Origin of the sequence: Streptomyces sp. NPDC057271 (assembly GCF_042668715.1) — a bacterium.
Lineage (GTDB): Bacteria > Actinomycetota > Actinomycetes > Streptomycetales > Streptomycetaceae > Streptomyces.
The window spans coordinates 1-25,167 of sequence record NZ_JBHUYJ010000086.1; the positions used below are offsets into that span (position 1 = coordinate 1).

24 protein-coding genes and 4 pseudogenes are annotated in these 25,167 nt (G+C 69.6%); 13 read left to right on the top strand and 15 right to left on the bottom strand.

Translation table 11 applies throughout. From position 1 onward, the window contains the following. Positions 1-111: 111 nt before the first annotated feature. From argG to ACFUJR_RS29590, 5 genes are all read right to left on the bottom strand, one after another. Positions 112-1,557 carry an argininosuccinate synthase gene (gene argG / locus ACFUJR_RS29570; protein ID WP_383173885.1) on the bottom strand — a complete coding sequence of 482 codons (1,446 nt, stop codon included), beginning with the start codon at positions 1,555-1,557 and terminating at the stop codon, positions 112-114. Between the two features lie 37 nt (positions 1,558-1,594). Next, entirely contained in the window at positions 1,595-2,233 is a 639-nt protein-coding gene (locus ACFUJR_RS29575; protein ID WP_383450915.1) for a phosphatase PAP2 family protein, read from the bottom strand. A gap of 37 nt (positions 2,234-2,270) precedes the next feature. Beyond that, on the bottom strand, positions 2,271-3,605 hold the full coding sequence (locus tag ACFUJR_RS29580) for a diacylglycerol/lipid kinase family protein (protein WP_383173891.1): 1,335 nt from the start codon (positions 3,603-3,605) through the stop codon (positions 2,271-2,273). Between the two features lie 250 nt (positions 3,606-3,855). Continuing rightward, positions 3,856-4,029, bottom strand: a complete 174-nt coding sequence (locus ACFUJR_RS29585; protein ID WP_383173894.1) for a hypothetical protein — start codon at positions 4,027-4,029, stop codon at positions 3,856-3,858. A gap of 165 nt (positions 4,030-4,194) precedes the next feature. After that, positions 4,195-4,467 carry a hypothetical protein gene (locus ACFUJR_RS29590; protein ID WP_383173897.1) on the bottom strand — a complete coding sequence of 91 codons (273 nt, stop codon included), beginning with the start codon at positions 4,465-4,467 and terminating at the stop codon, positions 4,195-4,197. Between the two features lie 883 nt (positions 4,468-5,350). On the opposite strand from ACFUJR_RS29590, the gene ACFUJR_RS29595 reads away from it, so the two are divergent. Beyond that, positions 5,351-5,728, top strand: a complete 378-nt coding sequence (locus ACFUJR_RS29595) for a hypothetical protein (RefSeq protein WP_383173900.1) — start codon at positions 5,351-5,353, stop codon at positions 5,726-5,728. A gap of 11 nt (positions 5,729-5,739) precedes the next feature. Continuing rightward, positions 5,740-7,008, top strand: a complete 1,269-nt coding sequence (locus ACFUJR_RS29600) for a caspase family protein (protein ID WP_383173903.1) — start codon at positions 5,740-5,742, stop codon at positions 7,006-7,008. Positions 7,009-7,072: 64 nt separating this feature from the next. Here the strand turns inward: ACFUJR_RS29600 and ACFUJR_RS29605 are convergent. Continuing rightward, positions 7,073-8,032: pseudogene (locus tag ACFUJR_RS29605) on the bottom strand (molybdopterin oxidoreductase family protein); the annotation flags it as partial. Positions 8,033-8,041: 9 nt separating this feature from the next. After that, a pseudogene (gene gvpO, locus ACFUJR_RS29610) lies at positions 8,042-8,245 on the bottom strand (gas vesicle protein GvpO); the annotation flags it as partial. A 117-nt stretch (positions 8,246-8,362) separates the two neighbouring features. Between gvpO and ACFUJR_RS29615 the strand changes: the two are divergent. From ACFUJR_RS29615 to ACFUJR_RS29630, 4 genes and pseudogenes are all read left to right on the top strand, one after another. Then, positions 8,363-9,212 (top strand): annotated as a pseudogene (locus tag ACFUJR_RS29615) (IS5 family transposase). After that, on the top strand, positions 9,209-9,607 hold the full coding sequence (locus ACFUJR_RS29620; protein ID WP_383173906.1) for a hypothetical protein: 399 nt from the start codon (positions 9,209-9,211) through the stop codon (positions 9,605-9,607). The pseudogene ACFUJR_RS29615 and the gene ACFUJR_RS29620 overlap by 4 nt, the downstream one beginning before the upstream one ends. 101 nt (positions 9,608-9,708) lie before the next feature. Next, positions 9,709-10,233, top strand: a complete 525-nt coding sequence (locus ACFUJR_RS29625) for an AAA family ATPase (protein WP_383173909.1) — start codon at positions 9,709-9,711, stop codon at positions 10,231-10,233. A 639-nt stretch (positions 10,234-10,872) separates the two neighbouring features. Then, the gene (locus ACFUJR_RS29630) at positions 10,873-11,991 is read left to right on the top strand and encodes an epoxide hydrolase family protein (protein ID WP_383173912.1); all 1,119 of its coding nucleotides are present in this window, start codon (positions 10,873-10,875) and stop codon (positions 11,989-11,991) included. A gap of 104 nt (positions 11,992-12,095) precedes the next feature. On the opposite strand, the gene ACFUJR_RS29635 is transcribed toward ACFUJR_RS29630, so the two are convergent. From ACFUJR_RS29635 to ACFUJR_RS29665, 7 genes and pseudogenes are all read right to left on the bottom strand, one after another. Next, positions 12,096-13,082, bottom strand: a complete 987-nt coding sequence (locus ACFUJR_RS29635; RefSeq protein WP_383173915.1) for an Acg family FMN-binding oxidoreductase — start codon at positions 13,080-13,082, stop codon at positions 12,096-12,098. 499 nt (positions 13,083-13,581) lie between these two features. After that, a pseudogene (locus ACFUJR_RS29640) lies at positions 13,582-14,773 on the bottom strand (IS256 family transposase); the annotation flags it as partial. Then, positions 14,749-14,874 carry a hypothetical protein gene (locus tag ACFUJR_RS29645; protein WP_383173918.1) on the bottom strand — a complete coding sequence of 42 codons (126 nt, stop codon included), beginning with the start codon at positions 14,872-14,874 and terminating at the stop codon, positions 14,749-14,751. The gene ACFUJR_RS29645 and the pseudogene ACFUJR_RS29640, both read right to left, overlap by 25 nt. A gap of 62 nt (positions 14,875-14,936) precedes the next feature. Continuing rightward, a complete protein-coding gene (locus ACFUJR_RS29650) occupies positions 14,937-15,422 on the bottom strand; it encodes a hypothetical protein (protein WP_383173921.1) in 486 nt (161 codons plus the stop codon). 296 nt (positions 15,423-15,718) lie between these two features. Then, positions 15,719-16,078, bottom strand: a complete 360-nt coding sequence (locus ACFUJR_RS29655; RefSeq protein WP_383173924.1) for an ArsR/SmtB family transcription factor — start codon at positions 16,076-16,078, stop codon at positions 15,719-15,721. Positions 16,079-16,269: 191 nt separating this feature from the next. After that, positions 16,270-16,644, bottom strand: coding sequence for a hypothetical protein (locus ACFUJR_RS29660; RefSeq protein WP_383173927.1), 375 nt, complete (start codon positions 16,642-16,644; stop codon positions 16,270-16,272). 426 nt (positions 16,645-17,070) lie between these two features. After that, entirely contained in the window at positions 17,071-17,382 is a 312-nt protein-coding gene (locus ACFUJR_RS29665; RefSeq protein ID WP_383173930.1) for a hypothetical protein, read from the bottom strand. A 347-nt stretch (positions 17,383-17,729) separates the two neighbouring features. Here ACFUJR_RS29665 and ACFUJR_RS29670 point away from each other — a divergent pair, with 347 nt between their 5' ends. The 5 genes from ACFUJR_RS29670 (at position 17,730) to ACFUJR_RS29690 (ending at position 23,019) form a co-directional block, all read left to right on the top strand. Next, on the top strand, positions 17,730-17,870 hold the full coding sequence (locus ACFUJR_RS29670; protein ID WP_383173933.1) for a hypothetical protein: 141 nt from the start codon (positions 17,730-17,732) through the stop codon (positions 17,868-17,870). Between the two features lie 328 nt (positions 17,871-18,198). After that, positions 18,199-19,377 carry an AAA family ATPase gene (locus ACFUJR_RS29675; protein ID WP_383173936.1) on the top strand — a complete coding sequence of 393 codons (1,179 nt, stop codon included), beginning with the start codon at positions 18,199-18,201 and terminating at the stop codon, positions 19,375-19,377. Between the two features lie 101 nt (positions 19,378-19,478). After that, a complete protein-coding gene (locus ACFUJR_RS29680; protein ID WP_383173939.1) occupies positions 19,479-21,092 on the top strand; it encodes a Mu transposase C-terminal domain-containing protein in 1,614 nt (537 codons plus the stop codon). Further along, on the top strand, positions 21,089-21,832 hold the full coding sequence (locus ACFUJR_RS29685; protein ID WP_383173941.1) for an AAA family ATPase: 744 nt from the start codon (positions 21,089-21,091) through the stop codon (positions 21,830-21,832). Before ACFUJR_RS29680 ends, ACFUJR_RS29685 begins: the two co-directional genes overlap by 4 nt. 11 nt (positions 21,833-21,843) lie before the next feature. Then, the gene (locus ACFUJR_RS29690; protein ID WP_383173944.1) at positions 21,844-23,019 is read left to right on the top strand and encodes a hypothetical protein; all 1,176 of its coding nucleotides are present in this window, start codon (positions 21,844-21,846) and stop codon (positions 23,017-23,019) included. Here the strand turns inward: ACFUJR_RS29690 and tpg are convergent. Then, complete coding sequence (gene tpg, locus ACFUJR_RS29695; protein ID WP_383173953.1) at positions 22,982-23,518, bottom strand: telomere-protecting terminal protein Tpg; 537 nt, start codon at positions 23,516-23,518, stop codon at positions 22,982-22,984. The two genes, ACFUJR_RS29690 and tpg, sit on opposite strands and share 38 nt — an antisense overlap. 427 nt (positions 23,519-23,945) lie before the next feature. Between tpg and ACFUJR_RS29700 the strand changes: the two genes are divergently transcribed. Together ACFUJR_RS29700 and ACFUJR_RS29705 are read left to right on the top strand one after the other, a co-directional pair. Continuing rightward, complete coding sequence (locus ACFUJR_RS29700) at positions 23,946-24,572, top strand: sigma-70 family RNA polymerase sigma factor (protein WP_383173947.1); 627 nt, start codon at positions 23,946-23,948, stop codon at positions 24,570-24,572. 133 nt (positions 24,573-24,705) lie between these two features. Further along, a complete protein-coding gene (locus ACFUJR_RS29705; protein ID WP_383173950.1) occupies positions 24,706-24,951 on the top strand; it encodes a hypothetical protein in 246 nt (81 codons plus the stop codon). Positions 24,952-25,167: the final 216 nt, after the last annotated feature.

Below are 25,167 nucleotides of genomic sequence, written 5' to 3' on the forward strand. Positions count from 1 at the left end.
CCACCCTTCACCGAAAGGGGGCGGAGAAACAATGAGCCCCCTCCCGCCCCCCGTTGGCGCCGGGACGGGCCTCGTACGGTGCGGCCGGCTCCGGCGAAGGGGACGGACCGATCAGTCGGTGCCGGACTCCATCGCGGCCCTGTCCAGCAGCTCGTCGATGCCCGACACCTCGCCGCGCGAGGCGATGGCCTCGGCGCCGCCCTGCGGCATCGTGCCGATCAGACCGGTCGCGGCCGCCTGGGCCGCGCCGATGGCGGGGTTGGCGGTGCCGATCAGGCCGAGTCCGGCGTACTGCTCCAGCTTGGCCCGCGAGTCGGCGATGTCGAGGTTGCGCATCGTGAGCTGGCCGATCCGGTCCACCGGACCGAACGCGGAATCCTCGGTGCGCTCCATGGACAGCTTGTCCGGGTGGTAGCTGAAGGCGGGGCCCTGGGTGTCGACGATCGAGTAGTCCTCGCCGCGCCGCAGCCGCAGGGTGACCTCGCCGGTGACGGCCGCGCCGACCCACCGCTGCAGCGACTCGCGGATCATCAGCGCCTGCGGGTCGAGCCAGCGGCCCTCGTACATCAGCCGGCCGAGCCGCCTGCCCTCGTTGTGGTACTGCGCGAGGGTGTCCTCGTTGTGGATGGCGTTGACGAGGCGCTCGTACGCCGCGTGCAGCAGGGCCATGCCGGGTGCTTCGTAGATGCCGCGGCTCTTGGCCTCGATGATCCGGTTCTCGATCTGGTCGGACATGCCCATGCCGTGGCGGCCGCCGATGGCGTTGGCCTCCATGACCAGGCTGACGGGGGAGGGGAACTCCTTGCCGTTGATCGACACCGGCCGGCCCTGGTCGAACCCGATCGTCACGTCCTCGGCGGCGATCTCGACCGACGGGTCCCAGAACCGGACACCCATGATCGGCTCCACGGTCTCCACCCCGGTGTCGAGGTGCTCCAGGATCTTCGCCTCGTGGGTGGCACCCCAGATGTTGGCATCCGTGGAGTACGCCTTCTCGGTGCTGTCCCGGTAGGGCAGGCCGTGGGCGAGCAGCCACTCGGACATCTCCGTACGGCCGCCGAGCTCGGTCACGAAGTCCGCGTCGAGCCACGGCTTGTAGATCCGCAGGTGCGGGTTGGCGAGCAGCCCGTACCGGTAGAACCGCTCGATGTCGTTGCCCTTGAAGGTCGAGCCGTCGCCCCAGATCTGCACGTCGTCCTCGAGCATCGCCCGCACGAGGAGGGTGCCCGTGACGGCGCGGCCGAGCGGCGTGGTGTTGAAGTAGGCCCGACCACCGGAGCGGATGTGGAACGCGCCGCAGGTGAGCGCGGCCAGACCTTCCTCGACCAGCGCCGCACGGCAGTCGACCAGCCGGGCGATCTCGGCGCCGTAGGTCTTGGCGCGGCCGGGCACGGAGGCGATGTCGGGCTCGTCGTACTGGCCGATGTCGGCGGTGTACGTGCACGGGACGGCGCCCTTGTCACGCATCCACGCGACGGCGACCGACGTGTCGAGCCCGCCCGAGAAGGCGATTCCGACGCGCTCGCCGGAAGGAAGGGAGGTGAGGACCTTAGACATAGGAAGAGTATGCATAATCTCGCATGATCATGCAAAGTCACCTCCGAAACCTGAAAGTGTCGCGCTGCGAGAGGGCCAGGGTGAGGACGGTCGTCGCCGTCGTGGCGCCGAGCACGCCGCCCGCGAGGACGTCGCCCGGATAGTGCACGCCCGTATGGACGCGGGAGTATCCGACGGCGCAGGCGAGAGCCGTGAGGGGCAGGGCCGTAGGGGGCAGGACGTAGCCGACGGCTGCCGCGAAGGCCACGGCCGAGGCCGTGTGACCGGAAGGGAAGGAGGCCGAGGTCGGCATGGGAACGTGCCGGTCGATGACGACCCGAGCCGCCTCGCGGTCGGGGCGAGACCGGCGTACGAGCCGCTTGCCGAGCAGGTTCGCCGTGGCCGAGGCCATGGCCACCACTCCGACACCGAGGGCGGCGGCGCGCCGCGGGCGGCCAGGGACCAGAGCGAGGGCGGCGGCGATACCGAAAGAGATCTTGGAATGGTCGGCCGCGGCCGACAGCCGCCGCAGGCGCGGGTCCAGGGTCGGCGTGGGTGTCGCGGCGACCGCGGCGTAGACGGCGCCGTCGATCGCCCGGAGATCGGCGATGACAGCGGTGACGCCGTCCGCGAACCGGCGCCCCGCGCGCCGGGCCTTCTCGATGCGTACCGCTTCCTGTTCGTGTGCTGCGCTCATAGCCCTCTGCTTTCGTTGATGGCTCCGGCCGCTGCGCTCAGTCACGTCCGTCGCTTCCCTTTAAGGCAAGCGAGAGGACGCGGCGCCAGTCGACCGGAGGGGCGACCGGGGGTGAACCGGGCCGGCCGCGTGGCACACGTACCCGGAGCGCCCGGCGGCGGACGGTGCACGTCACCGGCACGGGCAACGCGATCGCTTCGCCGTCCACGGCGACGGGAATGGTCTCGGCGTCACAGGTCACTTCGACGCGGTGGGCGGTCAGGACGTTCAGACTGTCGGACTGGGATCCCCGCAGCGCGACGTCGGCCGCCTGCGCCGCGCTCTCCACCCGGAGTCCGATGACTCCCAGCCTGCCGTGGTCGAGGCGTGGACGGCGACCGCCCGCGAGGGGATCCGGCCGGGCGTACGCGTTGTTGCTGACCAGAACGGCCTGCTGGGAGGCCAGGCGCGTCTTGTCGGCGGTGGCATCGAGCCGCGGCCCGGACTCGTGCAGCAGGTCGGGCATGACGTCCAGAGCCGTCTCCGCCTTGGCGTCGCGGTACTCGGGGCGCTCCACGACCCCCGCGTACACCCCGAACGACACGGTGTTCACGAACGGCCGGCCGTTCACACTGCCGAGATCGACGCGGAGCTCCTCGCCGTCCGTGAGGGCCTCCAGGGTCAGTGACGGATCGTTGCGGTCGAGACCGAGGTCCATGGCGAAGTGGTTGCGCGTGCCCGCGGGGATCACCAGGAACGCCACGTCGTGCTCGGCGGCGACCGCGGCGACCTGGGCCTGCGTGCCGTCGCCGCCCGCGACACCGAGCAGATCCGCTCCCTCGGCCACGGCCTCGCGGGCCAGGGCCGTGACGTCGAAACGGCCGGACGGTTCCAGCAACACCACCCGGGCGCCGAGCCGCTCGGCCTTCTCGACCAGACCGAACCGTTCGACCTTGCCGCCCCCCGAGGCGGGGTTCATCAGGATGACGGGCCGCCGCGGAGGGTGTCGGGGCTCCGCCCGCATGACATGACGAGCGTGCGGCCGCCGCAGTGCCGTCCGCGCACAGGCCGCCGCCACGCTCCACAGCCCGACCGCGATGAGTGCGGTCACCCACAGTCCGCTCCGTACGTACAGCACGACCAGACCCACGGGTGCGCCCACCATGAGGACGACGCCGAGCCACCGCCGCGGTCCACGGTGGGCCAGCGTCCACCAGATGCCCGCGGCCGACACGACCAGCGCGGCGAGGCCGCTCAGGACGATCAGGAGCCCTCCGCCGCCGAACCCCAGGAGCAGCACGACAACCGCCGCCACGACGGCCACCACGGCCCCACGGGCCCACCACCGGGCCGCCCGCCCCGAGGCGTCGGAACCACGCGCCCCCATTTCCATCGTCCCCACCTCACTGGCCGCCAGGCCTCCGCACCGTCATCACGCCAGCCTTCCCACAACGGCGCCCCGCCAACGCACCGACGGACCCGTCCGGGTGACGCCGGAGCCGAGGCCGCGCTGCCGGTCCGGCGAAGAACAGGGAGCCGGGAACGACGGCGGGTACGTCGCATGCCCGGACCGCGGACGGGTACACCCGTCCGCACGGGGCGGGGGCTCTGCGGGGACTCGGCAGGGGCGAGAGCCGGAGGCGCTACGGACGCGGCTCCTCCAGGACGAGGCCCGAGCTGACGGGGTGTTCGTCGTTGGCGACCAGGCCGGTGGCGGACTCGGCGAGGTCCACGGCGTGACAGCGGGGAACCAGACGAGCCAACGCCCGTCGCGTGAACCCCGCGCGGTCGGCGTCATACGGAGTCTTCTCAGTCACCCGCGCAGACTTCCGGGCGGTGCCCGCCCGGGGCAGCCCGTTTCCCTGAACGTCCGCCGACCCGCCCGCCTACCGCAGTTCCCACCTGGCACGGGTACGGGGAGACTCGGCCACCGTGCGGGCGTCATCCCCGACGAGGAGCGCCGGGCCAGGCTCAGCGGACGGTCATGCCGGCCCTGACCGTGAGGAGGCATCGATCTCCTCCTGGAGCGCCCGAGCCTGCGCTTCGAGTGCCGCGATCCGGGCCTCACGCTGATCGGCCACCGCCGTGATGCGCGCGGTTTCCGCGGCGATCACGGAACACGCCAGCTCGACGGCAGCGTCCAGCTCCTCGTCGGCGGCGACGACGGCGAAGTCCTCCAGCGCGCGCTTCACGGCGTTGGAGCCCCCGCGTGCGTAGATCTGCTGGAGCGTTTCCTGGTCAAGCCGGTCCGTCACGGTCAGGTGCTGCCTTTCGCTCCACGCGCCCCGGGTGCGCCGGAATCAGGTCCCCACGCACGCACCCCTGAGATCTCGGGCAATGACGAGGTCACGCTACCCGTTGCGGTCGTACAACCGGTAGCCGGCGAGTCGCCGAACGCGTCCGGCCGGGCGCGCGTGTCCTACGGCGAAATCGCGTCCAGGGACCCGCCGTCCACGCGCGGCGCGCCGCCGGTGGTGACCGAAGCCCGGTCGGGCGAGGCAGACGACCAGGTTGGCGATCTCCTCGGGTGAGATCAGCCCGTCGACCGCGACCTGCCTGGGACGACGCTCAGCGGGCGTTCATACGGGAAGCACCGGCGGCCGCAGTCGTGGGTGCAGAGGCCACGAGGTCCGCGACGCCGGTGTGGGTAGGCCTGGCGATCACCGCGACCCACCCACGCCCCCGCACGGCCCAGCCCGGCAACGGCGGCGCCGGTGACCGAGCCTTTCGTGGCGACGGGCGAATCTGCCCGACCATCCCGCCGGGCTGCAAGGCAGCCACCGCGCGTTCGCGCCCATCCGCGCCAGAAGCGCACCCCGCCGCGACCCGTGACCGCACGGCCGCCCTGACCCCGCGTGGCTCCGCCTCCTGCGGAGAAGAGTTCTGCTCGCGCCACGCCGGCGGCGCCACGCCGGTCCTCCGGTTCGGCGACGCATTTCGACCGCGCTGGTCCTGCCAGAGGAGACGGCGACCGACCGCCTTGGGGTGCCGTGGGTGGCGGTCCAGGCGGCCTTGAGGGCCCTCACAGGCGCCGGGCCGAGAGTTGCGTAGTGGTCCACGGAATCGATGCGCGCGTGGCGGGGTAAGTACGACTGCGCCTGGCCAGGTGGGCGGGTGTGGTCGACGAGGGGGTAACGAATGATGCAGGTACGGGTCACAGTGGTGGACGGGGCGTCGGGGGATGCGGACGACCTGCTGGACTGGCTGCGGAAGGACCCCGCCGGGGCCGAGGCCCAGCCCTTCCTCACCGGCGGAAGTCCGGAGCAGATGGGCGTCGGGGAGACCATCCAGGCGGCCTTCGACACGGCGGTCGCCCTCGGCGGGTTCGTGGTCGCCGCCGCAACCTGGCTGGACGCCCGCCGCGAGCGGGGCGCACAGCAGGGGCGACGCCTGATCATCGAGCGCGACGGCGCCAAGAAGACCGTCACCGTCGAGGGCGCGACCCCGGAGCAAGTGGAACAGGCCCTCAAGGCGCTGCTCGACTCCGACGAGGACCCGGAGGCCGAGGGACGGTGACCCTGCCCGATATGGCCGCGAGCCGTGCGGTCCTGATCGGAAACGCCTCCGGGGTCAAGAACCTGCCCGACCTCAAGGACATTCCGGCCGTCTCCCACAACGTACGGGAGCTGCGCGCCGCCCTCACCAACGGGACCGTGTGGTCCCTCCCGCAGGACAACTGCGTCACGCTCCTGCAGCCGGAGTCCGGCGAAGCCGTGAAGCGCGCGGTCAGGAAGGCCGCCGAGGAAGCCTCCGACACCCTGCTCGTCTACTACGCCGGGCACGGTCTGCGGGCGGGTTCGGACGACTCGCTCTACCTGACCCTCCCGCACATCGAGGATGCCGACGAGGGCCTGCGCTACAACGACCTGCGCCTCCGCCTCCAGCCACCGGTCCGCAAGGGCCGCCGCACGGTGGTCGTCCTTGACTGCTGCTACGCGGACCGGGCGGGCGACGGGCATATGGGAGGGGGCGGGAGCGCGGAGTTCGCGAGGCAGGCGGAGATCGAGGGCGTCGGGCTGTTCACAGCCGCAGCAGCGACCCGCAAGGCGCTCGCCCCGATAGGCGAGCGGCACACCGCGTTCACCGGCGAACTGCTGTACGTGCTCCGTGCCGGAGACCCGAAGGGCCCCGAGTACCTCGACCTCAACGACGTCTTCGTGGCGGTCTCCCACCGTCTGACCGAGCGCCGCAGGGCTCTACCGCTGCTGCCGGAACCCATGCTGAGGACGAAAGCCCTCGGCTCCCGGATCGTTCTGGCCCGCAACGGCTCGTACCGGCCTCCGCGCGATCGGCAGCCCGCGAGGCCGCGCCCCCCAACGCCCGCGTCCGCCCGGGCGCCGGCCCCGCTCCCGTACGACGAGATCGTCACGCTCTGCCGCGCACACAAGCTCCGGGTCCGGTCCGACCCGGACGTGCCGCAGAAGCTCATCAACAAGGTGCTGGACGAACAGGTCCCGGCGGGAGCGGAGCGACTTCTTGCCTTCTACCGCTGGCCGCGCATCCTCAACAGCTCCCGGGCGATCGCCGTCACCACCTGGGGGATACGACTCCGTGACGGGAACCGCTTCCTCGCCGTCCCGTACGAAGACCTCGGCGAGTACGCGGCGATGAGTGAGACCCATGAGACCGCGGCGTCCCCGGACGGAGCCATCCACACCACCACCCTGACGGTGACCGGCCAGGACCGGACCTACCAGTTCCTCCAGGCCTCGTTCCAACGAGGGCCGGACGCGGAGACGCTGGCCGCCCTGCTGAGCCGACTGAAGGCACTCGTCACCCGGCACCTGCCGCCGTAGCCCACCCACGTCGTGAGCCGTCACTGGCGTACGGTGGGCCGGTCGTGGTGCGGCAGTCCTACGCGACAGGTTGCTTGGAGACGGGATCCCAGTCGGTGATCGTGGTCTCGTTCGCCGCCCGGCCCGGTGCCGTGGCCCCGGGACCGGCGCCCGCGGGCATGTCCCAGTACCCGTAATGGAAGGGGACGAACAGCACCCCGGGCCGCAGACCGGTGACGCGCAGCCGCCCCCTGAGCGAGCCGCGGCGGGTGGAGACGTCGACCAGGTCACCTTCGCCGAGGTCCAGCCGCGTCGCGTCGGTCGCGGAGATCTCGACCCACACATCGGGGGCCGCGGCGTTGAGCTGAGGAACGCGGCCGGTCTTGGTCCGGGTGTGGAAGTGGTAGATGGTGCGGCCAGTGCTCAGCTGGAAGGGGTACTCCTCGTCCGGCATCCCGTGCGGCGGCAGGTATTCGGCCGCCTTGAGCATGCCCTTGCCGTCCGGGTTGAACGACCTGTACTCTGCCTCGCCGCCGGCCCCTCCGGTCACCAGATCCTTGCCGCACTCCTCGCACAGGTCGGCCGATGCCCAGCTGATACCGCTGGTGTAGAGGCGTTCGGTGCCTTCGGGCGCCGTCTCGGCGACCGGCCACTGGATGCCGCTGCCGCCCCGCAGCATGCGGTAGGTGAGGCCGGTGTAGTCGCACGGGCGGCCGGCGCTGCACCGTTTCCAGGCTTCGAACGCGGACTCGGGACCGTCCCAGGTGATCAGCGGCCCGCCGTCCTTGTCACGGAAACCCATCCGCCGCGCGTAGTCCAGGAAGATCTCCAGATCGGGCTTCGCCTCCCCGGGAGGTTCGACGGCCTGCTCGGACAGGTGCACGGTGCGGTCGGCGTTGGTGAACGTGCCGGTCTTCTCTCCCCACGTCGCCGCCGGGAGCACCACATCGGCCAGCTGCGCCGTCTCTGTCAGGAACAGGTCCTGGACGACGACGAAAAGGCGCTCCTGCGCCAGGATCGAGCGGATGCGGGCCAGCTCGGGCACGCGGTACGTGGCCATGACGCTCGTCGTGTCCGGCACCTTCTCCAGCTCGACGACCTCCACTTCGGCCGCCCACCCGCCTTCCGTGGTTTCGACCGCTGAAACGGAACCGGGTTCGCACCGCAACAGCTCCGAAAGCTGCGCGGAGGCACGGCGCGTGGCCGTGGCGATGTCGAGCTTTCCGGACGTCTTCTTCTCGTCGTCAGTCGCGCTCATGTTCCCGCCTATGAGAGGGCGGTTCGTGATTCTTTGGGCGCCTCTGTCATCGCCTGATGGTGTGGATGCGGGGCGGAATCCGCTGGTCCGTAGCCGCCCGTCTGCTGGTGTGATGATGTGAGCGAACGCAAGCCGTACCCGAGCGACTTATCGGACGAGCAGTGGGCTCTGATCGAGCTGGTGATCACGGCGTGGAAGGACCGGCACCGCACGGTCAGCGGCCACCAGGGCGCCTACGCAATGCGGGAGATCGTGAACGCGATCCTCTACCAGGGCCGGACCGGCTGCCAGTGGGCCTACCTGCCGCACGATCTGCCGCCGAAGAGCGCGACGTACTACTACTTCGCCGCCTGGCGGGACGACGGAACCGACCAGGTCATCCACGAGTTCCTGCGCTGCCAGGTCCCTGAACGGGCCCGCCGGTTAGAGGACCCGACCCTGGTGGTGCTGGACACCCAGAGTGTCCACGCGGCCGCTGGGGTCCCCGCGTCCACGACCGGGCCGGGACCCGGCGAAGAGGGTGCCGGGCCGAAAGCGGGGGCTGGCTGTGGACGTGCTCGGGCTGGTCATCGCCGTCATCGTCCTGGCCGCGAGCGCGCACGACAACGCCGCGGGCATCGCCCTGCTGGACCAGGTCGCCGAGAACGCCGGCTGCACGGTCGAGAAGGCGCTGGGCGACCAGGGTTTCAAGAAGGCCGTGGTCGACCACGGCACCGCACTCGGCGTCGACGTGGAGATCGTCGAACGCAACCCGCAGGACAAGGGGTTCGTCCCGCAGCCGAAGCGGTGGAGGGTCGAGCAGACCTACGGGATCCTGATAATGCACCGGCGTCTGGTCCGCGACTACGAGCACCACCCGGCCTCGTCTGCCTCCCGCGTCTACTGGGCCATGACCCAGGTCATGGTCCGCCGCCTCGCCGGTGCGAACACCCCGACCTGGCGCGAGGCGCAGGCGGTGAGCGCGTGAACATCCAGCCCCTGCTCGACGCGCTCGGCATCCAAGAGGACGCCGCCCGGGCCATCGCCGACGACCTCCGCACGCAGATCGGCGAACTGCAGGCCCGGCTGCGGGAGGCCGAGACCCACCTCGAACACCTCGCGATCACCCGGAAGACCGTCACCGCCCTCGCCGACCGGCTCCCAGCCGTCCCGCCGGACCTGCCCGAGCACCCGGACTACCCCCGCATCCTCGGTGTCTTCAACGACGTGGCCGGCCCGCTGCGGGCCCGGGACGTGTGCGAAGCCCTCGACCACGAACTGTTGCCGAAGAACATCGAAGGCACCCGCGCCAAGCTGAAACGCCTGGTCAAGCTCGGTATCCTCACGGAGGCCGACGCCGGCGGCTTCACCAGGAAGCAGTAGCCGCCGAGCACTGCGACGAGCAGCCCCACACCAGCCTCATCAGTGAGCAGATTCCTGCTGTGCCTGTTCCTGCGGGCCGCACGACGCTAGCGTCGAGTCTCATGATCGTATGGCTCAACGGCACCCATGGCGCGGGCAAGACGACGACCAGTGCGCTCGTGCAGCAGCTGATCCCGGATTCACGGGTGTTCGATGCCGAGAAGGTCGGCGAGACACTCATGGACATCACGCCGGGGTTGCCCGCTACGGACAACTTCCAGCACTGGCCGCCATGGCGGCCGCTCGTGGTCGAGACCGCCCGACGTGTTCTCGACTACACCGGCGGCACTCTGGTGGTGCCCATGACTGTCCTCGTCGAGCAGTACTGGCGCGAGATCACCTCCGGTCTTGCTCAGCATGCCATTCCGGTCCGGCACTTCGTCCTCCATGCCGACCAGGACACCCTCCGCGGGCGCATCGCGGGCGACACTGTTCGTGGCCCCAACTCCCCGTTCCGTCTCCAATGTCTTGAGCCGTACGCCGAGGCGGCCCGCACGTGGCTGCACGCCGAGGCGGAGGTCGTCGACACCACGCACCTCCCGCCCGTCCAGGTCGCCCTGCAGATTGCAGAGGCCGTCGAGAGCTGACGAAGAACGACCTGCCGACGTCAAGCCTCGCAGGTGCCGAGAAGCCTGCCCACGTGACAACCAGCGTGCTTCGGCTCAATCGGGAAACGGTCAACACCTCATGAACCGCCCTCTGATGCCTGGGTGACGGCCCTGGAGCGGTCTCCAGCAGCCGTATATGGCTGACGTTCGCGTGCCCGGCACGTCCGAACGTATGCGTGACCGACCCTGAATCAGTTCGGCGAGAGCCGGTGCAGGCCCCGGCGTTGGCCGTGCTGTCCCAAACCGGATACGTGGCAGCCCTGTTGAAGGGCGCCAACGGCGCGAACACCTCAATGCCGGCCCAGGTGCGCACGCAGCGACTACCGCAACCAGGTGGTTTCCGACGGCGCGCGCCCACCCATCCGGGGTGCCGTGGCGCACGGGCCCCTGCTTCGAACACTCGCGGTACGACGCGCCATGGGCCGCATCACAGGCGTGGCCCTGATCGGGTTCGGGGTCAAGGCCGCCACCTCCCGGCCCTGAACTCGAGACGCGGGACCGGCGCAGGCGTCGATCTCACCAGTGACGCTCAACCTCTTGCGTTAGTGACACTAACAGTCTAGCTTTGTTGGTATCACGAACGTTTATGCTTCTAATGAATCCCGTGGAGGGAAGACCGTGATCAAGCCGTTCCGCATCGACATCCCCCAGGCCGACCTCGACGACCTGAACGACCGTCTCACCCGCACCCGCTGGCCCAACGAAGTCGCCGACGCCGGGTGGGACTACGGCTTTCCGCTCGCGCGACTCAAGGCACTTGCCGAGTACTGGCGCACCGGCTACGACTGGCGTGCCCATGAGGCCGAGCTCAACGAGCTTCCGCACTTCACCACCGAGATCGACGGCCAGAACATCCACTTCGTCCATGTGCGCTCGTCGAACCGGGACGCGCTCGCGCTGATCCTCACCCACGGCTGGCCCGGTTCGTTCCTGGAGTTCCTTGATGTGATCGAGCCGCTGTCGCGCGACTTCCACCTGGTGATTCCGTCCATCCCCGGCTTCGGTTTCTCAGGTCCGACCCGCGAGCGAGGCTGGGACATCGCCCGTGTCGCACGGGCCTGGGCCGAGTTGATGCGCCGTCTCGGCTACGAGCGCTACGGCACGCAGGGCGGTGACTTCGGCGCGGGCATCTCCCTGGCGCTCGGCGCGGTGGCTCCCGAGCAGGTCGTCGGGGTCCACGTCAACTACCTGCCGACCCGGCCGGATCCGGACGCCGGCCTCGAACTGTCCGAAACGGACGAAGCCCGGCTGGCCAAGGTCAGGCAGCTGATGGCCAACCGCCCGCCGTACCAGGCGCTGCAAGCCCTGACACCTCAGACCATCGGCTACGCGCTGACCGACTCGCCGGTGGGGCAGCTGGTCTGGATCGCCGAGCGCTTCGCCCAGTGGACCGACCCGCGCTCGCCGATCAGCGACGAACGGATGCTCACCGACATATCGCTGTACTGGTTGACTGCGACCGCGGCTTCCTCGGCGCGGCTCACACACGAGGCCGCGCGGCGGATCGAGCGGTGCCCGGTGCCGGTCGGCGTAGCGGTCTTCGCGCACGACATCACGCAGTCGGTGCGTCCACTCGCCGAACGGCTGTACGGCATCGGGCACTGGTCGGAGTTCGACCGCGGCGGCCACTTCGCCGCGATGGAGGTGCCCGAGCTGCTCGCCGAGGATGTCCGGGACTTCTTCCTCAACTCCACTGGCCGCGGAGCTGGACTCCGAGAAGGCGAACGCGTCCGGTAGCGCCCTTGGAACGGACCCAGGTGACCAGGTCCCAGTGAGGCCCGACGTCCGGTGCTTCTGCTATCCCTCGGAAGGAGGGCTCGTCCTGGCCGGCGACAGGGGACTCAGTCGAAGACGAGTACATCGGCGACGGACCGGCGCGGGGTGGCTCGGCCGCGCGGACCGTAGCCGAAACGGAACACCATGTGGACGAAGCCCATCGCGGAGCCCGGGTCCTTCGCGGCGGTACGGAGCTCGGGCCACTCCAGCGGCTGGGACATGAGGGAGGTGGACAGCCCGTCGAGTGTGGCCTGGAGCAGTACCCGCTGCATCGCCTGCCCGGCCCTCAGCCAGGCTTCTGGAGTGTCTTCGGCCGTACCGAGCAGGGCTATCTGGGGATTCCGTTCGAAGGCGGCCGAGGTGCGGTCGGAGGCATGGCGCGGGGAGTCGAAATCTCGGACCGGGGAGGTTACGCCGTACTGCCGCGGACCGAAGGAGTAGGCGGGGATGCCCTCGGTCTGCGCATCCTCGTCGGCCGTGTCCGGGCGCGTCCACGCGGCGATCTCCGCGCGAACCGCCTCGTTCGCGGCCTCGAACAGTTCAGCATTGTGGATGAGCCCCAGAACGGCGTCTGTGTGCCAGGCTCCCGGCACGACCAGCCGGCAACCTTCCAGGAGCGCTGCGCCACACAGACCGTCGAGCACCTCGGAGGGGATCTCTTCCTCGGAGAAGGGGAAGCGGCTGGTATGCCGCTCCCGCAGCACGGGACGCAGCAGCGCCAGATCGTCCTCGACCGATGATCCATCAACCTGTACGTCGGCGAGATGCTGAGGATCTTCGGGGGAGGGCAGCAGCCGCACGGCGGCGCCGTGACCGCGGTGGGCGGCAGCGACGCGCAGACAGAACAGGGCGGCACCGCAGCCGAGGTGCAGGGCGCGGTGGTCGGGGTCCTCTACCGGCAGGCCGCGTGCGGGATCGCCGTACAGCTCGATCGTGTCGGTACCGGTCCGATGGACGAACCTCCAGGGCTGTGCGTTGTGCATCGAGGGCGCGGTGACGGCGTCCTCGACCAGAGCCGTGACGAGCGACCGGGGCAGTGCTGTTGTGGACACGGTTCGTCCTGTCTGCGGGTGGGGAAGGCGCGGTGAACGGGCCGTTCTCGACGGCAGCAGCGCCACCTGCTTGGGGCGGCGTGGCGGAGACGGCGCAAACCCCGTCGATACCGCCGGGGGGATCGACCTTCGTCTGATTCATCTCCATTGTCGCGCCTCCTGTCCGAGCGTCCCAACGGTGCGATGCCTCGCGTCAACGCGTCGATCACGGCGCGTAGCGCTGGAGCGGGCCGAGGGCGATGAGAAGAGGACGGACACGAGACGCGGCGTTACTGCGATGAAATCCCCCTCAGACGCCGGTCCACTACCCGACGGAGCGGACCGCGGCGGAGAGTGACGACCGCGCCCGCAACACCGCACGAGCTGGGAGTCCAGTCGACCAGGACGGGGGGCCGTCCACGACGCCCCCCTCCAGCAGGCGGACCGTGTGGCAGTCATCCGCTTGTGTTGCGATGAGAACGGGTCTGTCAATCGAACGGTGTAACGAGGGTGGTTGGGGTTACTGACGGGCTGCGGAGAGGCGGCCGTCGAAGGTGATGTCGAAGGCGTTCAGGGCGGTCTTCCAGCGCATGGTCCAGCGGGCCTGACCTCGGCCGGTGGGGTCCAGCGACATGATGGCCATGTAGACGCACTTCAGGGCCGCGGTCTCGTTCGGGAAGTGGCCGCGGGCCTTGACCGCCCGCCGGATCCGCGCGTTCACCGATTCGATCGCGTTCGTAAGGCAAACGATGCGGCGGATCTCGGTGTCGAAGCGGAGGAACGGGGTGAACTCCTCCCAGGCGTTCTCCCACAGCTTCACGATCGCCGGATACTTCCTGCCCCAGGCGTCGGCGAACTCCGCGAGCCGTTCGAGGGCCGCGTCCTCGGTCGGCGCGGTGTAGACGGGCTTGAGGAGCTTGGCGATCTTGTCCCAGTCCTGGCGGGCGGCATAGCGGAAGGAGTTCCGCAGCAGGTGGACCACGCAGGTCTGCACCGTGGTGCGGGGCCAGACGGTCTCGACCGCGTCGGGAAGGCCCTTGAGCCCGTCGCAGACCAGCATCAGCACGTCGTTCACGCCACGGTTCTTGATCTCGGTGAGGATGTGCATCCAGTGCTTGGCGCCCTCGCCACCGTCGCCGGCCCCACAGCCCCAGGATGTCCCGCCGGCCTTCGGTGGTGACGGCCAGGGCCACGTAGATGGGCCGGTTGGCGACGGCGCCGTCGCGGATCTTGACGTGGATGGCGTCGATGAAGACCACCGGATAGACCGCGTCGAGCGGCCGGTTCTGCCACTCGGCCATGCCGTCGATGACCTTGTCGGTGATCGTGGAGATCGTCTGGCGGGAGACCTCGGCGCCATAGACCTCGGCCGGGTGGGCCTGGATCTCGCCGGTGGTCAGGCCCTTTGCGGACAGGGAGATGACCATCTCGTCCACGCCGGTCAGGCGCTTCTGACGCTTCTTGACGATCTTCGGCTCGAAGGATCCGTCGCGGTCGCGGGGCACGGATATCTCGACCGGGCCGACGTCGGTCAGGACGGTCTTGGCACGGGTGCCGTTGCGGCTGTTGCCGCCGTTCTTCCCGGCCGGATCGTGCTTGTCATAGCCGAGATGGTCGGTGATCTCGCCCTCCAGGGCGGACTCCAGCAGCCGCTTCGTCAACTGTTGCAGCAGCCCGCCCTCACCGGTCAGCTGAAGGCCCTCGGCCTGAGCCGGGAGACCAGCTCGTCGATCAGCCGGTCGTCCACCGCCTTCGACGGCTGCGGCTCAGACGGCTCGACAGACTCGGCCTCGGTCACGTTCTCACTGGTCATCGGTGCATCTTCCTTGATCGGGAGTTACACCGAACGATTTACAGTCCCGCCGTCGGCCCCCGTCACCTGAGCTGCGGGTCTGCGAGGAGGACGACTCGATCGGCCTCGACGTCGAAGCCGAGCACTGGATGGCCGTACTCGCCCTCCGGGTCCATCAGCACCGGCTTGCCCAGCCGACGCCCGATCTCCCGAAGGAAGCCGCAGAGCACATCCAGTCGGTCCTGACCCTGCAACTCCCGCAGGTCGACGTCGAAGTCGATTTCGTCGTCGGCATGGAAGCTGAATATCGCCAACACATCGTCCGTCGGCCAGACCCGCAGGTCCGGGCACTCGGCATCCGCCGGACGGGACAGAACGGCCTCCGCCCGGGGCACCGGAAGCACCGACCTTCCCTCGGAGTACTGGCACTTCCAACCCTTCTCCGCGACAAGATCGAGGACCGCCTGCCAGTCCTCCACCGAGGCATCCGGGACACGCACGTCCGGCAACACCCCCATCAAGTCCAGGTCGAAGAAGCACTTCACGTCATCCCACAGCAGGTCGCTCACCCCGCCATGCTGCCCGGATCACCGACCCCACGCACGCACGTTTCCCTTGACCAAGGACATAGGGGCACCCCCCTCGCGGAACTCGCCCGGCTCCTGGGCGTGTGCGCGGCCCGAGTGATGACGCCCCGCGGTGCAACCGCCGTGACCGGCCTGGAGCTGATGATCGTGCAACGGCCAAGGAGCGGCTGCCCGATGTCGTCAACGCGATGCCGCACGTGAGCACGTCCATCGACTCCGCAGATGGACTACCCCAACCAGGCCACGTGGAGCGGAAACAGCATGTGATCGAGCCAGGGTCACGCAGGTGGCGAACTCGTCCCGGCAGAGGTGTCGGTGTGCCGGAGTTCCGCGAGCAGCTCGTTCTGTCCAGCCAGAAGTTCGGTGAGGATGCGTCGTGCGGCGCGGAGGAGTTCTGCCACGTCGCCGCCTGCGAGGGCGTAACTGACTGTGGAGCCGTCCCGGATGGATACCACGATTCCGGCCCGGCGAAGTACCGCGAGCTGCTGGGAGAGGTTGGACGGTTCGATCTCGATCTCGTTCAGGAGTTCGCGGACGGGTACGGGGCCGTTCTGGAGCAGTTCCAGGACGCGGATCCGGGCGGGGTGTCCGAGCATGCGGAAGAACTCCGCTTTGGCTTGGTACAGCGGCACCTGCATGTGACAACGCTCCCACCTGAGTTCGACCGTTCCATGGGCTGCTAGCCGGACCCGCCGGTTCCACGTGTCCGGTGGCACTCATTCTCCCGCCTCCCGGCTCCGACCTGCCCCCAGGCTGATCACTTTCAGATGTGTCGAGTTGAAGAATCTTTCAACTCGTGGGCGTTCGAAGCCGGGAAACAGAAGGACGGCTACAGCTCCAGGTCCGCCTCGATACGCCTGAGCTGGTGCCTGGCCATGGCGAGGTTCGCCCTGCCCTTGTCCAGGACGAGGTACAGGAAGAGACCGTTGCCCCCGCGGCCCCTGATCAGCCGGATGAGGTGGTACTGGCTTCCGAGGCTGATCAGCACATCCTCGATGTCCTCCTTGAGGCCCAGCATCTCCAACGTGCGGGCCTTCGCCCGAATCACGTCGGTGTTCCCCGCAGCGGCTACCGCCAGATCGAGGTCCTTCCCTCCCCCCAGCGTGCCGAGGGCCATGCCGCTCGTGTAGTCGACCAGCGCGACCCCCAGACTCCCTTCTACCGAGGTCATCGCCTCTTTCAGAGACGTCTCCACAGTTAACATCGGTACTCGCTTCCTATGCTTGCAACGTCCGGCCGGCTCGAACGCCGCGGCCGAGTGACGACAGCAGACGCTACCCACTGGCCGCCGGGAGTTCAGGGCATTGGTGAATCCGGCGGGAAACGACCCCCTTGCCCCGACATCCGGCAACCACCCCCGTGATGCGCTGCACCCCAGGGCACGGTCCAGGTAAGGTGTGTCGCATTGCTGTGTCCTGCCTACAGAAGGGCGTGGACTGCAGCGCGCCGGGCCCGGGTGCGTCGGCGAACCGTGTCCTGCGCGATCCCGGCAGGCGACCTCGACCCCTGACCGCTGGGCGGGCCCCGCCCGCCCTACGACGCTGGCCGCGGTTCTGCGGCGATGCGCCTATGCGGTTCGATCACGGAACGCCGGGCACTTCGTCCAACAACGCGCGACGATACTTTTGTGTCAGAAGCGATCTACGGTCTCATCGGCGCCCTGGGCGGAGCCTTCCTCGGCGCAGCGGCCACTCTCACCGCACCGGCCCTCACTGGACGCCATGTCCGGCGACAAGAGCAACGAGCCCGCAGCGAAGTCGAGTTCGAACGAATGATGGACCTGCGCCGCGCCACCCGCGACATCCTCCTGATCCTCGACGACGGCCGACAGGCGATGCACCGCGGCGAACCCGTCGACATCAACGGGAAGGTGTCTGAGGCAGTGAAGAGGGTGCGGGAGGCCGCAGACCGGTGCGAAGTGTACGGGCTGCGGTTCGACCACTCCCGAAGCAGCAGAGAGATCGCCGGTGTTCGCAGGCCGTCTCCCGAGACGGAAGCGCTGCGGGACCTTAGCGACTGCTTCGTACATCGAGGACGCCGTCCAAGCGAACGGCGCCCGGCGGCAGACACTCGAGCGGGATGCGGACGGCCGTTACGAGGGAGCGGAGGACGCCCGGCGGAGGCTCCTCGGTGTCCTGATGGATCGCATGGAAGAACTGCGTGAGGAGATGGACTGTCCGTGAAGAGCCTCGCTCCGACTGGATTGCCCTCGGCGCGGCCCGGTCAGCACCCCGACGAGTGGACTGTGCTCTACAACGAGGGGCGGGCCCACTGTGGGAGCACCACGACATGGGGTGCCTCGCCTTCCTGCTGGTGGTGCTCACAGGAACGGTGGAAACGGACTACTTCGGCTACCTCTACGAAGTGCTGAAGCCAACAGAGCACCGCTTCGCGACGGCCGACCAGATCCTCGGAGCTTCCGGGCGCTGACGTCGTCCGGCCCTCTCGACGACCTGGTTCGCCGCTGACGCACCTGCGATCTCTCGGGTTGGTGTCGGTGGGGGTGAGAGCCGGTCGTGCTGGTCCAGGGATGGGTGTTGCGGGGCTGGTCAGTGGGTGTTTGTGGGTGGGTGGGCCGCTGTCATGGGGTGAGAGATTGGGGGGTGGGATCGCTGTCGTGGGGCTCTATCGCATGGCAGCTGATGTTGTCTCAGGTTCGAGAGTTCTTATGCGTTGAGGTGGGCCCGGCCGGTGTGATCGGGGCGTGGACCAAGAGGTAAGGGCCGGTCGGGGGGCTGTGCTGCCCAGGGGGTTGGTGGTGCGTCGTCTGCTGGAGCGGCAGCAGGCGGGGGAGCTGGCCACGCGGCATGTGCGTGCGGTCGCTGAGACGGTGGGTGTTTCGGAGCGTACGGTGTGGCGCTGGCTGGAGCAGGCGAAGGCGACCGGGCAGACGGAACCCGGGATCCGGCAGGGGTATGCGGTGTCGGACGAGGTGTGGGCGCTGCTGGGCGAGGTGGGAGGCAATGTCGCTGAGCTGAGGCGCCGGCTGGCCGCTGCCAGCGGCGGGGCCTCGGTTCCGTCGGCGTCGACACTGCACCGGGTGATCCGCAGGGACCGCCGCGCGGGCCGGGCGTTGATGGTGGAGCGGGAGCCTGTGGTGGCCGGGTCACGCCGGCCGGATCCGCTCAGCGAGCTGGGCCTGAACGTGGTGGCCGAGAAAGACGGTGGTGGGCAGGTGTTTCTGCGGGAGCAGAAGCACCTGGCGCAGGTCCCGGTCCTGGTCCCGGATGCCCAGGTGGTGCACACACCTGCTGTGCGGTCGGTGCTGCGGACGGTCGCGCGCGCGGCCGCGGTGGGGGCGGTGGTGTGCTTGTACGGCGACGCTGGCCAGGGCAAGACCGTCGCGCTGCAGTACGCCCTGTCCCAGCTGCCGCACCCGGCCCGGGTCCGCCGGGTCCATGTCGGTGTGCACCCGACGGTCCCCGAACTGCGCCGGGTGCTCGCGGACGCCCTGGAGCTGGGCAGGCGTCTGCCACGCGGGGCGGGGGAGGCCGACCTGACGCTGGTGAACGCGCTACGACAGCCCCGCGTGCTGGTCCTGGACGAGGCACAGCGCCTTCCGGGACCGGCGCTGGAGTTTCTGCGCGGGCTGTGGGACCACCCGGAGACGGACACGGCACTCGTGCTCGCGGGGGCAGGAAGCGAACGGGCGCTGCGCCGAGTGCCCGCATTGGCCTCTCGGGTGCTGACCTGGGAGCCGGTGCCGCGCCTTGGCCCGCGCGAGGTGGCCACCGTGATGGCTGCCTTCCACCCGCTGTGGGAGGACGTGACCAAGGACGATGTCGCGTGGGTGGACGAGCATGTGGGGCACGGCAACTTCCGGACCTGGGCGAAGCTGACGTCGCACCTGACCGCCGAGATCTACGGCAAGAGCCGTGCGGTGGTGGACCGCCGGTTGCTGGAGCGGGCCTGCGCACGGCTCATGGGGCCGCTGTGACCGGCGCCTCCGGGCCGGGAGAGGCTGGCGGCCACGGGGACGGTCCGCACGGGCGGGGAGGTCTGCCTTCTTCCTCCCTGTCGGCGCTGCGCGGTCCTGCCGTGCGCCGGCTGCTCGCCCTGCGACAGGACCAGAAACTGACCACCCGGCATGTACGGCTGATGGCCCAGTCGTTGGAAGTGACCGAGCGCACGGTGTGGCGGTGGCTTTCCGCTGCCGAGCGTGACGAGTCCGCGGCCGCGGAGCCTGGGGCGCGGGCCCAGAGCAAAGACCGCTTCTCCGTCACCCCGGAAGTGCGCCGCCTGCTGGCCTTGTGGAAGGGCAATGTCGCGGCGGTGCATCGTGAGCTGATCGCTCGCGCGGCCAGGGGCGAGGGGGAGCCGCCTCCGTCGATTCCGACGCTGCATCGGGCGATCCGCCGTGATCTGACGCCGGGGGAGCGGGCCGGTCTTGCGGGTGGGGAGCGGGCGGCGCGCAAGCATGATGTGTTCCTGGCCCGGCCGCGGGGCTGGCGTAACCAGGTGTGGGAGACCGACCACATGCAGGTCCCGGTGCTGGTCGATGTCGACGGCAGGGCCCGCAGGCCGTGGATCACGTGGTTCACCGACTGCGCCACCAACGGCATCACCGGTGTCGCGGTCACGCCGGTGCATCCGTCGCGGGAGTCGGTGCTGGCCGCGCTGCGTTCCGCGGTCCTGCGCGAGGATCCCTACGGTCCGTTCGGCGGCCTGCCCGAGAAGGTGCGGGTGGACCGTGGCAAGGACTTCCTGTCCCGGACGGTGACGGCCGCGTTCGATCTTCTGGACGTCACCGTGGAGGACCTGCCCGCCTACACCCCGCACCTCAAGGGCACTGTCGAGGGCCTGAACCGGGCGGTGGAGCCGATGTTGCTGGCCGCGCTGCCCGGCTACGCCCGCCAGCCCCGCCCCGGCAAACGCCCCTCCCGGCCGAAGGACGAGGTGCTGCTCGGTTTCGAGGACTTCACTGCCCGACTGCTGGACTGGACACGGTGGTGGAACACCGAGCACCGTCCCGCGCCGTTGCGGGGCAAGACTCCGCTTGAGGCGTGGCAGGACGATCCCACCCCGCTGCGGGACGTGCCGGCCGCGGATCTGTGGACGTTCACATTGGAGGACGCCGGTACCCGCACGCTGACCACCCGCGGCATCCGTTTCAGGAAACGCGACTACGTGGGTGCGTGGATGACCGGTCAGGCCGGGATCCGGGTCCGGGTCCGGTTCATGCCCCACCACGACCACCGCATCGAGGTCTACCACGCCGCCACCGGCCGCTACCTGGGGCCGGCGGATCTGGCCGATCAGGCCACCGAGGAACAGGTCAGCGCCGTGCGGCGGGCACGGGCCGCCCGCAGCCGCCGTCTGAAGAAGGACCTTGAAGCTTCCCAGCGACAGCGCTACGCCGCCGTCACCCAGGCCGAGCCCCCTCGGCGGCTCGGCACACTGACCGGTGCGCAGGCCGACGCCGAACTCGCCCAGAGTGCCGGCGCCGGTCTGTCGCAGCTTGCGCTGCCGGACGTCATCCCTCCCGCTGCACCGCCGGCCGACTGGCGCACCCCGGCTTCCCTGGCCGCGCTGACCACGCCAGGCAGGCCCGCCCCACCCCCGGCCAGCCGTGACGTCACCGCAACAGCCCCGGACAGCCCGGACAGACGGGTCGCACCTCCCACCACAGACGAAGACGGAGACGCCTCGTGACCGCGGCCACCTACCAGTACGTCGACCTGCCCGACGCCTCCGTGGTCACCACCCGCGCCCTGCTCACCGCCCGGGAGAACATCACCGACACGGTCGCCGCCCGCGCGATGATGTGCATCCATGGCGGCGCCGGCTTCGGCAAGACCCTCGCCGTCAACACCTGCCTGCGCGCACTCGAACCCGGCGAGGACGTCCGCAAGATCACCTTCCGGGCTCGGCCCACGGCCCGCGCGGTGCGCTACGAACTGTTCACCGCGCTCGACCTGGCCGGCGAGCCACCGCGCCACCCCAGCGAGTTCGACCGTCTGCTGAAGACCGCTCTGGCCGAACGCCCTCGTACCTTCCTTGTGGATGAGGCCCAGTGGCTCAACGGCGAGGCGTTCGAATACTTCCGCTACCTGTGGGATGAACCCTCCACCCAGCTCGCCATCATTTTCGTCGGTGGCGCGGGCTGCCACACCGTGCTGCGCCGCGAACCGATGCTGTCCTCCCGGATCTTCATATGGCAGCAGTTCACCCGCCTCACACCCGACGAGGTCCTCGAGGTGATCCCGCTGTTCCACCCGGTCTGGGCTGACGCCGGCCCCGAGGACATCGCCTTCGCTGACAGCCACGCCGCGCACGGCAACTTCCGCGCCTGGGCCCAGCTGACCGCCCACACCCGTACCGCCCTGGCCCGCACCGGCCGCCCCCGCGTCGACCATGAGCTGCTGCGCTGGGCCTTCAGCCGCCTCGCCTGACCACACCGTCCATGCCTCCTGCCCCGCCGCTGCCGTCCGTCACCGTGGTTCTCGACCCAGGCGACGACGCGATTCACACCCACACCGCTCTGGCCGCTCACCATCCGCCGTCCGGCCGGATCACCCTGCACCCCGGCCCGGGCACCACCAGCGAAACCGGCCGCGCCCACGACCTACTCGCCGCCCTGGGCAAACCGCCCCTGCTCCCGGGCCGCTTTCCCGGCGGCCGCCAGCCCGCCTGGGAAGCCGCCACCGCCTGGATCACTGCCCTGCCCGTCACCCGGCTGACCGTCCTGCGCGCCCACCGCCTCACCGCCCGCCGCACGATGCGCCTTCTTCAGCTGCAGGCCCGCACCGGTATCCACCTGACCCTGGTCTGCCACCGCCCCCACCTTCCCGCCGCTCTGCACCAGGCCCTGCGGACGGCCGACTACTCCGTCACCGCCGACTTCGAGGCTGCCCGCCGCCACTACTACGGCACCCCTGTCGCCGAACCCCCGCCCCCAGACGAGCCCGCCGAGCCGGCCAGCCGGTGGCTCACCCTGCCGGCACTGGACCGCCTCGTCTCCTACGACAGCCCCCGCCCCTGCCCCGCCCCGTGCACGCCACCGCCGATCGCCTGGCGGCACCGCCCACCACCCGCTCCTCTCACCGCGCACACCGCCCAGCGAGTCACCCACCGGTTGCACACGGCGACCGCACACCCGCGCCTGGCAGCGGCCCTCGTCGCTGCGCTGTTCACCGGCGCCTCCCTCCAGCAACTCGCCACCGCACGCCCCCGCGACTACAACGACACCGCGGCCACGCTCGCCCTGCACGACCACGCCCGCTACACCGACGGCTGCGCCGCTCACCCCGTACCACCCTGGGCCGGCGTCTTTCTGCGGGCCGCGGCCTGCTTCACCCGGCTGGTACCCGGCGAGGACCAGGAGCTGCTCGCCGCGCCAGGTGACCGCGGGCACCTGCTGCGCGCAGCGGAAAGGGCCAGACTGCGCCCGCCCCAGCCGCCCGCCGCCAAGGCCCGGTCGGCCGTGTGGAGTGGGACTGGCGCGAACGGCAGGAAGCCGAGCGGTACGAAGCGATGCCGGCCAGTCGCCTCAGACCCTCGCGACGCTGAACCCCCTGCCGCGGACGCTCGAAGAGGAAGGCTCAGCCGATCGAGAAGTCGGCGAACTCAATGTCACTGAAGGCGATGTGCAGACCGTGGGCGCGGCGGCCCCCGTCACGGAAGTAGGCATGCCCCAGCGCGCGGGCGAGGATCACCGCCTGCTGCTGCTCGCCCGCGCCCGCATCCCGGGCGGCGAACAGCTCGCGGGCTACCTCTCCCGGCAGGTACTGGGTGATCCACCGCACTCGCGGATCGTCCGAGGACCCTGCTGGCGCGGCGAACCCGAATCTTGCCCGGGTATGGAAGACGAAGCCCTCCGCTTCGGCTTGGGCGCGCCGACGGGCCCGTATCCGGGGCTGCCACCGGTCCAGGACCGCTTCCTCGATCGCCCGTATCTGCAGCGGACCCGGCGGACGACGTGCTCCGGACTTCTTTGTCACCCACCGCTGCACAGTGCGCTGTGACACCCCCAGCACGGTGGCCACCTTCCGGGTGGAGCCTTGGTGCGACGCCAGCAGAAACCGCAGGCGGGCCTCGGTGCTTGAGGGTATGGGGCGGGTACGCAGCGCACGCTCCATCCCCTGAGCGATCTCTCCCACGTCCTGCCTCCAGCGCCCTGCCGACAGCCGGCTTCCTGTGCCCGTGCTTTCAGGTCTCCCACACCCGCCCGCCCCTGCCCGCTGGTTCCGGCATCTTCGGGGCGGCACCGGCCAACGTCAGCTATGGAGGCGGGGTGAGTGATGGCGTGAGGGGGCCTGTACATCCCCGTGCACCACGACGTGGGTGAACGACGTCAAGGACGTGGCCAGCTCCTCGCCACACCGCTCCCCAGACGTCAGGCATCGCTCCACACCAGTACAGCGAGATGTGATGCAGGTCACATGCTAGGGGTCAAACGGTTCGAGCGCGTCCGCGACTGGAACTACTGCGGGGCCACTGAAGGGGACAGCGAGGCGCAGCGAGTGGTCCGTAGTGAACGATTCGTACTTCCAGTAAGGACCACCAATGAAGAACCCCTGGCTGATCCCGGGTCAGCGTGCGAGTTACCTGGACGGCCTCTGCCCGATGGCGGACCTACCGCAGGAGTCCCTGCCGCAATGGGCGGTGATCAAGGACAACGAGCCCTCCTACCGCCGTCACGTCATCGTCAAGATCGGTGAGTTCCACGAGGGCGAGGTGTCGGACAAGGCATTCACTGGCCTGCATCACAAGCTCCAGAACGGGCCGGTGAAGCACGAGATCTCCGATTACGCCTGGGCGACGTTCAACAACGCGGTCAAGGCCTTCTTCACCAGGCTCGCCAAGCAGCGCGCCCGGGAGGTCATGGTGGGCGACCAGCACTGGGTGCTGGAGGAAGCGCCCCAGCCGGTCGCGGGCTACGTCGTCACGTTCGACGAGGACGTCGTCGAGACGACGGCGCAGAACAAGCTCGTGATCGACACCTACCGTCGCTTGTTCGCGGACACGCTGAAACCCCGCGAGCTGGTAGCGCTCTCGCTCGTGACGTTCGACGGCTTCACCTCACCGCAGGCGGCCGAGCACCTTGGGATCTCGGACGGCGCGGTCCGCAACGCCGTCTGGCGGGCCGGCCGGAAACTGAAGCCGCTGCGCGAGGAGCTCGGCCTCGCCTGAAACAGCGTCGGGCACCCCTTCCCCCGGGTGCACGGCACGTCCCCTCCTGCGGACGGTCCGTGCACACCGAGGGTGGGCTGCATGGCAAGCAGCGCACTCTCCACACGCACACTCGAAACCCGAAGGAGTACAGGTGTCCAGCAGCAAGGACTGGGGCCTGGCGATGCGAACGATCGTCGGTCTAATCGGATACAAGGTCTCCCGGATCTTGGATGTCATCCTCATTGCATTGGTGCCGGTGAAGCTTGCCCTGACCAGGGGCCGCTCCCGTACCGACTGGGAGCCGGCAGTTCGTTGGGTGCGCTTGAAGGCGGCCTGGGCGATGGCGGCCGTCGTCGGCGCCTTCCGACTTACAAGGGACGGAGTCTCCCGGCCATAACCACCGCCGGGTCGGGACTCTCAGCGGGGATGAGCCCCGATCGGCAGACCAGCAAGCGGGGGACCAGGATCAGGCGTCCCGACTTGCAATCCCGTCGGGGGGGGGGGGGGGGGGGGAAGAGGAGGAGGGGGAAGGGAAAAGGGGGGTTGGTGGGGGGGGGGGAGGGGGGGGAGACGGAAGCACCGCAGCCATGGGGGGGCTATCCAGGAACGGGAG